The 13,943-nt window shown below is 40.5% G+C and carries 9 protein-coding genes; 7 read left to right on the top strand and 2 right to left on the bottom strand.

Annotated features, from left to right (window positions below):
• Positions 1-839: 839 nt before the first annotated feature.
• Both AM629_RS15485 and leuO read right to left on the bottom strand, forming a co-directional pair.
• Entirely contained in the window at positions 840-2,639 is a 1,800-nt protein-coding gene (locus AM629_RS15485) for an AMP-dependent synthetase/ligase (protein WP_200905770.1), read from the bottom strand.
• Between the two features lie 235 nt (positions 2,640-2,874).
• Positions 2,875-3,819, bottom strand: a complete 945-nt coding sequence (gene leuO, locus AM629_RS15480) for a transcriptional regulator LeuO (protein WP_054480167.1) — start codon at positions 3,817-3,819, stop codon at positions 2,875-2,877.
• Between the two features lie 953 nt (positions 3,820-4,772).
• On the opposite strand from leuO, the gene leuA reads away from it, so the two are divergent.
• The 7 genes from leuA (at position 4,773) to AM629_RS15445 (ending at position 13,664) form a co-directional block, all read left to right on the top strand.
• Positions 4,773-6,335: a 2-isopropylmalate synthase gene (gene leuA / locus AM629_RS15475; protein WP_054480166.1), complete on the top strand. Its 1,563-nt coding sequence runs from the start codon at positions 4,773-4,775 to the stop codon at positions 6,333-6,335.
• Between the two features lie 2 nt (positions 6,336-6,337).
• A complete protein-coding gene (leuB, locus tag AM629_RS15470; RefSeq protein ID WP_054480165.1) occupies positions 6,338-7,429 on the top strand; it encodes a 3-isopropylmalate dehydrogenase in 1,092 nt (363 codons plus the stop codon).
• Between the two features lies 1 nt (position 7,430).
• On the top strand, positions 7,431-8,840 hold the full coding sequence (gene leuC / locus AM629_RS15465) for a 3-isopropylmalate dehydratase large subunit (protein WP_054480164.1): 1,410 nt from the start codon (positions 7,431-7,433) through the stop codon (positions 8,838-8,840).
• An 8-nt stretch (positions 8,841-8,848) separates the two neighbouring features.
• Positions 8,849-9,454 carry a 3-isopropylmalate dehydratase small subunit gene (gene leuD / locus AM629_RS15460; RefSeq protein ID WP_161804235.1) on the top strand — a complete coding sequence of 202 codons (606 nt, stop codon included), beginning with the start codon at positions 8,849-8,851 and terminating at the stop codon, positions 9,452-9,454.
• Between the two features lie 465 nt (positions 9,455-9,919).
• A complete protein-coding gene (gene sgrR, locus AM629_RS15455) occupies positions 9,920-11,581 on the top strand; it encodes an HTH-type transcriptional regulator SgrR (RefSeq protein ID WP_054480162.1) in 1,662 nt (553 codons plus the stop codon).
• Positions 11,582-12,165: 584 nt separating this feature from the next.
• Entirely contained in the window at positions 12,166-12,852 is a 687-nt protein-coding gene (mutH, locus tag AM629_RS15450) for a DNA mismatch repair endonuclease MutH (RefSeq protein WP_054480161.1), read from the top strand.
• A 92-nt stretch (positions 12,853-12,944) separates the two neighbouring features.
• Positions 12,945-13,664 carry a TerC family protein gene (locus tag AM629_RS15445; RefSeq protein ID WP_054480160.1) on the top strand — a complete coding sequence of 240 codons (720 nt, stop codon included), beginning with the start codon at positions 12,945-12,947 and terminating at the stop codon, positions 13,662-13,664.
• The last annotated feature ends 279 nt before the right edge of the window (positions 13,665-13,943 follow it).

Here is a 13,943-nt window from a genome sequence, read left to right as displayed (position 1 = left end):
AGGTATAGGTGCTATGATAGGCATCACTCAGTCCGTGTTGGGGTTTGGGATTTTTCGCAATTGATCAGATCGCAAAAATCGGACTGAGTTCCCTCCAAGTGATCTATTATTTTGAAAAGTTATTTAAGCCAAGGAAACCAATGTCTATTAGGGGCTGCTAAAAAACCATGAACAATAACTAAATTATCAAAATTCATTAATTCACCAAATTATACAAAATGTGTTCTATTTACTATAAAAACGAGCATAGAATACTATCAGCTCATTTTTATAGTCCTCTTTTACATATACTTTTCATATCCTATTCTTAATCAATGAGAAATAAAATAATCTATCTGATAGGAATAACATAATGTTGTCAGTCAACAAGTCCTTATAAATTAGCAGAAAAAATAGCACCAGCCCCTGAAACCATATGAATTTTTTGTTCTGAGATAAAATAACATTTTTATAGCATAAATCGCCGAATAGTTTTCAGATGACAAGTATTAAAACTGTGATATTTAACAATCACAGAGCGATATCAGGGAATGTCATTTATCTACGACTTTTAAGGCTGAACTACAGTTTATTCGCCAATATTGAGATCTTTAAAAACCAAGGAACTTTGGGAAAGTTCCTAGTGAAATATGATGCGATACCACCTAGAACTTTCCTTGAAGAATTACCAGTTTAAGGAAATAGCATTAACTAACTTGATATATACCCAATAGATTTCAAGTTGCAGGGCGGCAGCAAGTGAACGCATCCCCAGGAGCATAGATAACTATGTGACTGGGGTAAGTGAACGCAGCCAACAAAGCAGCCGCTTGAAAGATGAAGGGTATAAATCCTGAAAATCAATCCTGATACATAGACTCAATTTCTTGATGGTAGCGCTGCATAATAATTTTTCTTCGTAATTTTAATGTTGGAGTCAATTCACCTGTTTCCATTGAAAATGGTTGCGGCAGTAATGTGAAACGCTTGACCTGATCAAAATGGGCAAAGTTCTTCTGCATCTCTTTTAGGCGTTGTTCAAACATTGCCATAATGTGGCTATTACTCAATAATTCAACTCGGTCATGATATTTCAGATTGATTGATCTTGCGTACTCTTCCAAGGCATCATAACAAGGCACGATAAGAGCGGATACAAACTTACGGGCATCAGCAATAACCGCGACATGCTCAATAAAACGATCTTGCCCCAAAATACTTTCAATCATTTGTGGAGCAATATATTTGCCATTTGATGTTTTCATCAAATCTTTTAAGCGCTCGGTAATAAACAAATAACCATTTTCATCCAATTTACCCGCATCACCAGTACGCAACCAACCATCTTGAGTAAGTGTCCTAGCGGTTTCTTCCTGATTATTGAAATAGCCTTTCATCACAATTGGACCGCGCACCTGTATCTCATTTTCTTCACCGATACGGACGTCAATACCTGGCAGTGGAGTACCAATAGAACCAAGCACGTAACCTTGCTCATCCCAACAGGAAACCGTGGCACAAGTCTCTGTCATGCCATAGCCATATTTGATATTTATACCAACAGCAAGGAAAAATAGGATAATGGTTTCGTCTAAACGCGCTCCGGCAGCAGGTAAAAAACGGACTCTGCCACCCAATATATTACGCAATTTGCTCAATACCAATTTATCGGCTAGTCGGTGCATTGCCGTTGACCAGGGACAATTTTTTTTACCTTGCAGCTTACGCAAAAACTGACGTTCTCCACATTTAATCGCCCAATTAAAAAGTTTCCTTCGATGCCAAGGCGCCTGAGAAACCTTTTCAAAAACCGCACTATAAATTTTTTCATAAAATCTTGGCACTGCACACATCACTGTTGGACGAATAGCTGCCATAGCTTGACGAACAAAATTAGTATCCGTCAAATAAACGTTTTGCGCGCCGGTATGCATGACATAAAAGCTCCATGCGCGCTCAAATACGTGGGATAACGGCAGGAAACTCAAAGAAACATCCTGATCAGTTAATGTCAGTATATGGTCATGTGAATGTAACTGATATGCTAAACTACGATAATCAAGCATGACACCTTTAGGCTCACCGGTTGTACCAGATGTATATATAAGCGTAAAAAGATCATCTAGGTTGCGGTTAACAATACGGGTTTCTAACTCAGACTGATGCTGTAATTTATTATCAGTCATAAAGTCAGATAAATGTTGTGCTAATGAACAATCGTGCAAATCAACTGATTCATCCAATACAATGATATGACTTAGCTGAGGACAACATTCTGTCAATGTGATAGCAACATCGTACTGCGCCTGTCCACCAACAAATAGAATATGTATACCGGCATCATTAAGAATAAAGCCAGCCTGCTCCTGACTACTGGTTGCATACAAAGGAACAGTAACCGCCCTGAGCTGTAATACAGCAATATCTACCAGAGACCACGCCATACTGTTATGTGCAAAAAGGCCAATTTTTTCCTGTACATCAATACCCATCTCCAGCAACGCCCGGCTAATAGCTTTTGCCTTTTTATCAATGTCATTCCAGCTTAATTCGAGTTGTTCCTCTGGAGACCATTGACGAAAAGCTATTCTCTCTGGGTATTGTTTGATTTGTTGCTGTAATCGGTTTATCAAGTGATAAGGGTGTAAATTTTCAGTTATCACAATTCTTTTCCTGTTAGAAAAAATTTTTCTTATCAGAGAAAAAACAGAGGCTTTATTCTCTAATAATACCTGTTTGCATCACTTACTCGCTTTTCAGCTTACAGGTGTTAGCTATTTCCTTGCAGTCTACCTATTCCTGAACAACAGGAAAAGAATATTTATCAAAAGTTGAAAAATTTGTGATAAAGAAAAAAACTCACTACCAGTTATCCAATAGTGAGTACCAAGTTAATTAGTTTCCACCGAGTTGACTCAGCAGCGATTTCATCCACTGATGCCCTTTATCTTTTGTTGTAGATTCGTGCCAAATCAAATAGCACGGACGACTGACTTTATCCCACGGTAATGAAATAGCTTTTATTGCTAATTGTTCGCTGTAGTGTTCAACCAACCATCTTGGAGCAACCGCAACCAAATAGGTTTGAGATACAATATGTAACACACTATTCAAGTCAGTTCCTTGATAAACGACAGAACGCAAACACTCGCCACCATCATAATAAGGGATACTGAATGAATCTACATTATCCAAGGATACAACTGCATGATGCTCCTCATACAATTGCTGTTCACTAATACTATTTCCAATTCTTGGATGACTACTGGAAACGGCCAAAACCAATTCATCATTGAATAACGGATAATGATGAAAGTCCGTACGTTCCAACTGCGTATAACTAATGACAAACTCAGTTTCTTGATATCTGAGTTGATGCTCAATATTATCATGCAGATATGATCTAATCGTGACACCCAGATTCGGCGTATTTTGTTTTACCTGTTCAACTATTTTTGCGGCCAGCCTAATATCCAAAGGGCTACAAATTGAAAGATTAAAAACCCTGTCACTACCATCAGGCTCAAAACCAACCCCAGGTAACTCATTATATACCAATTGTAATGCCTGACGGACAGGGCCAAATAATTGATGAGCTCTTGCTGTCGGTTGTATTCCACGCCCATAACGCACAAATAATTCATCATTGAACATTAACTTCAAACGAGAAACTGCATTACTGACCGCAGGTTGTGACATCCCTAATATCTGCGCAGCACGTGTTACATTCTGCATTTGCATAACCGCATCAAAAACAGTCAACAGATTTAGATCCACATTACGTAAATGAATTTCACTTGGACCTTTTTGGTTTGTCGTTACTGAGGTGTATTCAGCCATTGTTTAACTCCACTAAACTCATTCAGATGACCCCAACTAATAACAAAACATCGGAAATACTTCATTCATCACTCAGATATTACGATGACTTTTACTATTAACGAGATCAATTACCTTAATCATTTTGATGATAAATAATTAAGAATCGTCCTTGTACAAATCTGAATACGCATAGCTAACCAGCGCATCCCCTTATTAGTGTTAAAAATATATAATTTCAATTAGTAGAAAATGTAGATGCTCATTATTTATTCACAAAAAAGTACAATCATGTTAACAATCCATTTACTCTAGTTCGTTAGATAAGATAATAAATCAAAGAATGACATAATTCATAATAAAATTACTGATTTATTATTATTAAACAATTTTATCAGAGTTATTATATTATGAAATTATTTTTTCAAGGATATATAACATAACTTCCTATTTACATCTATTTTGTCAAAAACAGATGACGTTTTTTAGAAAAATACAAATCGCTTTCCATCTTTCCTCATGGAAAATACTTAATTTTAATTAATAAGTATAATACGCTATTTTTTATATAATTATGAGTTTATCACTAAAGCCAAAACGGGTCTTAAAAGAATAAAATAAAATCTTTTCAAATAAATACAGATTAACACTTCAATTTATCACCACAGGAAAAGTAAAACCAAGAATCATATGCCTAAATGAATTCTTGACATCACTTTTAAGATAACGTATCAATAAAAGTATCGGAATCACAAACACTCATTAATATTGCTGAAAGGTTGGATCAATATGATTCACTCAATTTGTCTATTAAACCTACTACTAATCGTATCTGATATGCGCGGTATGCTGGTGGACAGAAAACGGAGTTGATTCAAAACAGAGTTGGTCCAAACCAGACATTAACAACCCGCGCCATGCGCGGGTTTTTTTTACCTGCTGGGCGCAAAAAACAACCACGAGAGGAGCACAATATGAACCAGCAAGTTATTATCTTCGACACCACTTTACGGGACGGAGAACAAGCATTACAGGCCAGTTTGTGTGTGAACGAAAAACTCCAAATTGCACTGGCTTTGGAAAGAATGGGAGTTGATATCATGGAAGTTGGTTTTCCAGTTTCCTCGCCTGGTGACTTTGAATCTGTACAGACAATCGCTCAGCAGATAAAAAACAGCCGTGTTTGTGCCTTAGCCCGTTGTGTAGAAAAAGATATTGATGTTGCCGCTGAAGCATTAAAAGTTGCGGAAGCCTTTCGTATCCATGTTTTCCTGGCTACCTCTAACTTACATATTGAATCCAAACTGAAAAAAACATTCGAAGATGTCATGGAAATGGCAGCTCAATCAATCAAACGGGCGCGTCGTTACACCGACGATGTCGAATTCTCCTGTGAAGATGCCGGACGCACACCTATTGATAATCTGTGTCGGATCGTTGAAAACGCGATCAAAGCAGGTGCAACCACCATCAATATTCCAGATACCGTCGGTTACACCACACCCTATCAATTTGGTGGCATCATCACCAATTTGATCGAACGAGTTCCTAATATTGATAAGGCGATATTATCCGTCCATTGCCACGATGATTTGGGTATGTCTGTTGCCAACTCAATCACAGCGGTACAATCTGGTGCCCGTCAGGTAGAAGGAACGATGAATGGTCTTGGTGAACGAGCTGGCAATTGTTCGCTGGAAGAAGTCATCATGGCAATTAAAGTGCGTCAGCAGATGTTAGGTGTCTATACTAATATCAATCATCAGGAAATTTACCGTACCAGTCAGTTGGTCAGCCAGTTATGTAACACGCCGATCCCTGCTAACAAAGCGGTTGTCGGTAGTAATGCATTTTCCCACTCATCCGGTATCCATCAGGATGGAGTACTGAAAAATCGTGAAACTTACGAAATCATGACGCCAGAGTCCATCGGTCTGAAAGACATTCAATTAAATCTGACTTCCCGATCTGGTCGTGCAGCAGTAAAACATCGAATGGAAGAGATGGGATATCAAGACAAAGATTACGATATGGATAATTTATACGAAGCCTTTTTACGGCTGGCGGATAAAAAAGGCCAAGTATTTGACTATGACCTAGAAGCTTTAGCGTTCATCAACTTGCAACAACAAGAGCCAGAATTTTTCCATTTGGATAATTTTAATATCCAATCCGGTTCAAGTGTAATGGCAACAGCAGCGGTACGTTTAGTGTGTGGCAAAGAGATAAGATCAGAAGCTGCCACAGGTAATGGCCCGATAGATGCTGTTTATCAGGCAATTAGTCGAATAACTGAATACCCAGTTGAACTTGTTGCTTATCAGTTATCAGGTAAAGGGCAAGGGAAAAATGCGCTGGGTCAGGTAAATATCGTTGTCGAATGCTTTGGGCGTCGCTTCCACGGCATGGGATTGGAAACAGATATTATTGAATCCTCTGCCAAAGCAATGATTCATGCGCTGAATTGTATCTGGCGCACAGAGCAAGTTAAGAAAGAGAAACAACGCATACAGCAAAATACAAAGGAAATGGTGTGAACATGTCGAACAATTATCATATTGCAGTTTTACCCGGTGATGGTATTGGCCCAGAAGTTATGACGCAGGCCCATAAGGTACTGGACGCAGTCCGCAAGCGTTTCAATATCCGCATCACCACCAGCGAATATGATGTAGGTGGAGTTGCTATCGATCGTCACGGCTGTCCGCTGCCAGTAGAAACCATAGCAGGCTGTGAACAGGCTGATGCCATATTGTTCGGATCTGTGGGGGGGCCTAAATGGGAACATTTACCACCAGCAAAACAACCTGAACGTGGTGCTCTGTTGCCATTACGCAAGCATTTCAAACTGTTCAGCAATTTGCGCCCTGCTCGCTTATATGCTGGATTAGAAATATTTTGCCCTTTACGCAGCGACATCACTGCCAAAGGCTTTGATATTTTATGTGTCCGTGAATTAACAGGCGGTATTTACTTTGGTCAGCCAAAGGGGCGTGAAGGCCAAGGTAAATTTGAGCGTGCATTTGATACTGAGATTTATCACCGCTTTGAGATTGAGCGTATCGCCCGCATCGCTTTTGAATCAGCCCGCAAACGCCGTAACAAAGTCACATCTATTGACAAAGCAAACGTGTTGCAGAGTTCCGTGTTATGGCGGGAAGTGGTCACTGAAATTGCTAAAGAGTACCCCGATGTAGAAATTGGTCACATGTATATTGATAATGCCACCATGCAATTAATCAAAGATCCGTCCCAGTTTGATGTCATGCTGTGCTCCAATATCTTCGGTGACATCTTATCTGATGAGTGCGCTATGATCACCGGTTCAATGGGCATGTTGCCTTCTGCCAGCCTGAACGAAAAAAGCTTTGGTCTGTATGAACCCGCTGGTGGTTCTGCGCCGGATATTGCCGGGAAAGGTATTGCTAACCCAATAGCCCAGATTTTATCTGTTGCGTTACTGTTGCGTTACAGCTTAAGTCAGCATGATGCTGCTAATGCAATTGAACAAGCGGTGAACCATGCACTAGAACAAGGTTATCGCACAGTAGATTTAGCCGGAAATGGTAAAGCAATCAGTACTGATGAAATGGGTAACGTCATTGCCCGTTATGTCGCCGAGGGGGTTTAATATGACTAAGACTTTATATCAGAAATTATATGATGCTCATATCGTCCGGGAAGTACCAAATGAAATCCCGTTACTCTATATTGATCGTCATCTGGTTCACGAAGTAACCTCCCCGCAAGCTTTTGATGGTTTACGCACCAAAGGTCGCCCAGTTCATCAACCCAGTAAAACGTTCGCCACAATGGATCATAACGTCTCCACACAAACAAAAGATATAAACGCCTGTGGTGATATGGCACGTATTCAGATGCAAGAGTTGATGAAAAACTGCGCCGAATTCGGTATCACATTATATGACTTAAACCACCCCTACCAAGGAATTGTTCATGTGATCGGACCGGAACAAGGTATGACCCTGCCCGGAATGACTATCGTGTGTGGTGACTCACATACCGCAACCCATGGCGCATTCGGCTCATTAGCATTCGGTATTGGCACTTCTGAAGTTGAGCATGTACTGGCAACTCAAACCCTGAAACAAGCTCGTGCTAAGACCATGAAAATAGAAGTTGTTGGTAATGTCGGTGATGCTATTACCGCCAAAGATATCGTTTTGGCAATCATCGGCAAAACAGGCAGTGCAGGTGGTACAGGTTATGTTGTTGAATTCTGTGGTAAAGCGATTGAAGCACTTAGCATGGAAGGCCGAATGACCTTATGTAATATGGCAATTGAAATGGGTGCTAAAGCGGGTTTAGTTGCGCCAGATGAAACTACTTTTACTTATATGAAAGGCCGCCAGTTCTCACCAAAAGGAGCGCTGTGGGAACAAGCTGTTGCTTACTGGAAGACGCTGAAATCCGATCCTAACGCACAATATGACACAACTGTAACTATTAATGCAGAAGAGATCTCCCCACAGGTCACATGGGGAACAAACCCAGGACAAGTAATCGCTATTGATCAGGCAATTCCTGCACCAGAATCTTTCATTGATCCTGTTGAACGCGCATCTGCTGAAAAAGCACTGGCTTATATGGATTTGAAACCCGGTATTAAGCTGACGGATGTGAAAATTAATAAAGTCTTTATTGGTTCCTGCACCAATTCCCGTATTGAAGATTTACGGGCTGCCGCAGCTATCGCGCAAGGCCATAAAGTTGCCCTAGGAGTTCAGGCGATCGTTGTTCCAGGATCAGGCCCAGTTCAAGCACAAGCGGAAGAGGAAGGTTTGGATAAAATCTTCATGGATGCCGGTTTTGAATGGCGTTTACCCGGATGTTCAATGTGTTTGGCAATGAATAATGACCGCCTGCAACCGGGTGAACGCTGTGCTTCAACCAGTAACCGCAACTTTGAAGGACGTCAGGGGCGTGGGGGACGTACACACCTGGTTAGCCCAGCAATGGCAGCTGCGGCAGCGATTAACGGCCATTTTATTGATGTACGTAATTCTGTACAGAAGTCATAAAGGAGAAAATTATGGAAAAATTTATTCAGCATACTGGCTTAGTTGCTCCTTTAGATGCCGCAAACGTTGATACCGATGCCATTATTCCCAAACAATTTTTGCAGAAAGTTACCCGTACCGGATTTGGTCGCCATCTGTTTCACGACTGGCGTTTCCTTGATGATGCAGGAGAGAAACCGAATCCTGAATTCGTATTAAATCTGCCCTGTTATCAAGGTGCCAGTATCCTTTTAGCCCGTGAAAACTTTGGTTGCGGCTCCTCCCGTGAACACGCACCCTGGGCATTGACGGATTATGGTTTTAAAGTTGTTATTGCTCCAAGCTTTGCAGATATTTTCTACGGTAACTCCTTCAACAACCAGTTACTGCCAGTGAAATTAGACGATAAAGATGTAGATGAACTATTCGAACTGGTTCAGCAAAACCAAGTTTGTCGTTTTACCGTCGATTTGGGACAACAGAAAGTGCATGCTGGTAATAAAAGTTATGACTTTGAAATCGACAACTTCCGGCGTCACTGCATGATGAATGGCTTGGATAGCATCGGTCTGACATTACAACATCTGGATGACATAATAGCCTACGAACAGGAGCAGCCAGCTTTCTTGCGTTAATCTTTTCTTTATTTATTCATCGATCAATCCCGTAGTTTTCTGCTGCGGGATTTTTTTATCATCCAGATAGAAGAAATGCCTTAGCGTTAGCTTAAAGCATTGCAGAAATTGATACACAAGAGCAACAACAGCACCTAGACAAAATTCAACCAACATCAGATTGCTACTCAATTTTGAATCGATGCATAAAATAGAAACAACACAGAATAAAATCTCTAAATTTCCCCATACTGACTTCTATTATGTGCATGTTAACCACAACAACAGAATAACAACACACACAATGTACAATAAGAAAAAAAGCCAGTAAGCTTGCTTACTGGCTGGCAAATCACCATTACTCAAGAAAATTGGGGGAGAAGCCAGATATCGTTCTGGCCTATTGAGCTACTTTCAATACTGTTAATTATCTGCTCAATATAAGGAAACAAAAATTGATCAATAATACTACGGAGTTCCTCTTTTATGCCCAGCCCACGTTTACAACAACAATTCATCAGACTATGGCAACATCATCAAGGAAAAGAGGCTGAAACAACATTACAGGAACTGGCAAATATCTTGCATTGTTCAAAGCGTCATATCCGCTCACTGCTCAACAATATGCAGAAAGCCGGCTGGTTACAATGGCAAGCAGAATCCGGTCGAGGAAAACGTTCTCAATTGAATTTCTTGCGTGACGGTCGAGAACTCCAGCAACAACGAGCTGAAGAATTGCTTGAACAACAGAATATTGAAAAGCTAGTTCAGCTCGTTGATGATAAAGATGCCGTTCGTCAGATGGTGTTATCCCAGATTGAACGCCGTTTCCGGCAAGGAAAAAACCTTCTACGGATACTCTATTATCGCCCGTTCCTTAACCTTCTACCCGGCTCACCTTTACGCCGTTCTGAAATTCATCTAGTCAGGCAGATATTTAATAGCCTGACACGCATAAATGAGGAAAATGGGGAACCAGAAGCTGATTTGGCTCATCACTGGCAACAGATATCGCCAAATCATTGGAGATTTTATCTGCGACCAGCCATCCATTTTCATCATGGAAGAGAATTACAGATGGCAGATGTCATTGCTTCGATACAAAGGTTAAGTAACCAGCCTCTTTTCTCCCACATTGAAAAAGTAACAACACCGACACCACACGTAATTGATATTTTTCTTTCAGAACCCGATCACTGGCTCCCTTTATTAATTGGTAGTCCACATGCCATGATTTTGCCGCAAGAATGGCATCAACTCCCGAACTTTGCTCGTATGCCAGTAGGAACGGGTCCTTACCAAGTAGTCAAAAATAGCTCTCAGAAACTGCAAATCCGAGCCTTTGATAATTACTTTGGCTTTCGAGCGCTGATTGATGAGGTGAATATATGGGTTCTGCCAGAGTTAGCGGAAAAACTAGTCTGTACAACCCTACACTTGGAAAGCGATAGTACAGGTAATAATTCGTTAGAAAGCAGGATAGAAGAAGGCTGTTATTTCCTACTGCATGACCAACGTTCTGATAAATGTAAAAGAGAAGATGTTCGCCAGTGGCTATGCAGCCTATTAACACCAATAAATCTGTTGGCTCATTGTGACCCTTTCTACCAGCGACATTGGTCACCCGCATATGGCTTATTACTACGTTGGCATCACAGTAAGCTAGTAGCAGAGTTAGATAAACCAGAAGATATTACCCATCTGACCGTAACTCTGTATCATCAACACCACGAATACCACACAATCAGTCAAATCCTGCAAACCATCCTGACAAAATGCAGAGTCGAACTGAAAATCAACATCGTGGATTATGACACATGGTTCAATGGTAACGCCGAAAGTGACCTCTGGCTTGCCACCGCCAATTTTTATAACCCACTGGAATTTTCACTGTTTGCCACATTGTATGAGATGCCATTATTGAAAAAATGTCTTGGGGATAACTTAGATGAAGAAATCTCACAATGGCGACGACAGGAATTATCGCTTGAAGAATGGTGCAAAAAAATAGTCGATAAACACTGGCTTTATCCGCTGTTCCACCACTGGCTTGAACTACAAGGACAGAGAAGTATGCGAGGAGTAAAAATGAACACCTTTGGCTGGTTTGATTTCAAATCTGCCTGGTTTAACCCATATGAAGGGTAATTCACAGAAAAGGCCACAGTTATGAACATACACAGGTATACACGTCTGCTTTTATTCACTTTTTCTGTGGATATCTATGTGAAAAAGGCAGGGGTAATTCAGGTATAGCTTTATATTATGAATTATCAACCTATAAACAAAGAATGAAATTGTATTTATTTTTCATTGAAATAGCCGTTATTTACCCCGTTATTTCTGGCGTCAGCCATTGCTATAACCGGTAACATTAGTCAACAAGAACAAAAAACAACCAAAAATAACATTATCCACAGGTTATGCTTTTTAGTTAAACAAAAAACAAGGTTTTTGTAGAGAAATATGTTAGTCAAGGCTGTAAATCAAACCAGTGATCTCATTTTTGTCTACTTATCCCATAAAACTGTGGATAACATGGTGTAAAATCCTGTTCATTATTGCCAGCAATCGGTGAACAATAGTGTCAGTCAATCTTACAATAATCCAAATAGCAATAAAAAATGTTTATATATCATGATATTATCACTCTGTTAGTGACTGTGTAAAATCCAAATTTATTATTCACAAACAGCAAGGCTATTTTTTGACCTAAAAACGGATATACCTAAATGCACACACGTTTTGCCCCGCCTCTTCCACCGGACAACGAACAACAGTTATTTGAATGCGCCCAACTTTTGGCTGGTTTATCAATGGGAGAACTCGCGACAAAAGCCGATTTACCTATCCCCCCCAATCTGAAACGAGATAAAGGCTGGGTAGGAATGTTGCTGGAATACTATCTTGGTGCCAGCGCTGGCAGTAAACCTGAGCAGGATTTTGAACATATCGGTGTTGAACTTAAAACTATCCCTGTAGACAGAAAAGGCTATCCTTTGGAAACAACATTTGTTTGCGTTGCACCATTAACTGGGAACAGTGGTATTACCTGGCAAAGTTGTCATGTCAGACGCAAGTTATCGCGTGTGCTGTGGATACCTGTTGAAGGTGAACGGGACATTCCTTTGGCTAAACGCCGGGTTGGTTCACCTCTGTTATGGAGTCCCAATAAAGAAGAAGAAGAGTTACTGCGTCGTGACTGGGAAGAATTGATGGATTTTATCGTACTTGGCAAAGTAGAAAGTGTGACAGCCCGTCATGGTGAAGTCTTACAGTTACGCCCTAAAGCAGCCAATAGTAAAGCATTAACCGAAGCAATCGGCATACACGGCCAACCCATTATGACTCTGCCCCGAGGGTTTTATCTGAGGAAAAATTTTACGGCTCCTTTACTGGCTCGTCATTTCTTGATTTAACATCAATATTCGATCAGTTTTTTCATTGACGTACTTACCTTGCATTCAATCACGCGTATAATTAAGTTTTTACCTTAAGGTTTTAATACACAATGTTAGAATGGATCGCCGATCCCCATGCTTGGATGGCACTGGCCACCCTGACAATTCTAGAAATCGTTTTAGGGATTGATAACATCATCTTTTTATCACTTGTTGTCGCAAAACTCCCTATCCATCAACAAAATAAAGCACGCAAAATTGGGCTAATGGGAGCAATGTTGATGCGCCTGGCGCTATTGGCATCGATTGCTTGGGTTATCCAGCTAACCTACCCAATATTGACCATTTTTGAACATGATATTTCTGCTCGTGATCTGATCCTATTCTTTGGCGGACTATTCCTGATATGGAAAGCCAGTAAAGAAATTCATGAAGCCATTGAAGGCGGAGATGAAGGAGACTTAAAACGCCCTGTTCACTCTTTCTTTGGTGCTATCACTCAGATTATGCTGTTGGATATTATTTTCAGTCTGGACTCTGTCATTACCGCTGTTGGTCTGTCCGATCATCTGTTTATTATGATGGCAGCCGTTGTAACCGCTGTCGGAGTTATGATGCTCGCGGCTCGTCCTATCGGAGAGTTCGTTGACCGTCACCCTTCAGTAAAAATGCTCGCACTGTCATTCCTGATACTTGTGGGTTTTACCCTTATTCTGGAAAGCGTACAGGTACACATACCTAAAGGTTACATCTATTTTGCAATGTTCTTCTCAATGACAGTGGAAACACTGAACCTGATGCGTGGAAAAAAGAAAAGAAATGAGAAGTAGCGTTACAATAACGCCAAAAATATCATTCTCTAATATATACCCAATAGATTTCAAATTGCAGCGCAGCGGCAAGTGAACGCAGCCAACAAAGCAGCAACTTGAAGGATGAAGGGTATAAAAAGTATTTCACCAAAGCCCTGTTCAGTATTGCAGCATCTAAATTCCATATAACAAAAAAATTGCCGGTTATCCCGGCATTTTTTTTATTACACTTAGCTAACCTAGCCAAATATGAGGGATTTATTATGACTGCCCAGGCAAAGCTGCATAAAAATCAAT

It is taken from the genome of Photorhabdus heterorhabditis, from assembly GCF_001280945.1.
Lineage (GTDB): Bacteria > Pseudomonadota > Gammaproteobacteria > Enterobacterales > Enterobacteriaceae > Photorhabdus > Photorhabdus heterorhabditis.
The sequence above is the reverse complement of the archived record's forward strand: the minus strand, read 5'-3'. Positions and strand labels throughout refer to the sequence as shown.

Bases quoted from the DNA above. Each gene is read 5' to 3' on its own strand.
- leuO (WP_054480167.1), bottom strand. From the start codon at position 3,819: ATGGCTGAATACACCTCAGTAACGACAAACCAAAAAGGTCCAAGTGAA.
- leuA (WP_054480166.1), top strand. From the start codon at position 4,773: ATGAACCAGCAAGTTATTATCTTCGACACCACTTTACGGGACGGAGAA.
- leuB (WP_054480165.1), top strand. From the start codon at position 6,338: ATGTCGAACAATTATCATATTGCAGTTTTACCCGGTGATGGTATTGGC.
- leuC (WP_054480164.1), top strand. From the start codon at position 7,431: ATGACTAAGACTTTATATCAGAAATTATATGATGCTCATATCGTCCGG.
- sgrR (WP_054480162.1), top strand. From the start codon at position 9,920: ATGCCCAGCCCACGTTTACAACAACAATTCATCAGACTATGGCAACAT.
- mutH (WP_054480161.1), top strand. From the start codon at position 12,166: ATGCACACACGTTTTGCCCCGCCTCTTCCACCGGACAACGAACAACAG.
- AM629_RS15445 (WP_054480160.1), top strand. From the start codon at position 12,945: ATGTTAGAATGGATCGCCGATCCCCATGCTTGGATGGCACTGGCCACC.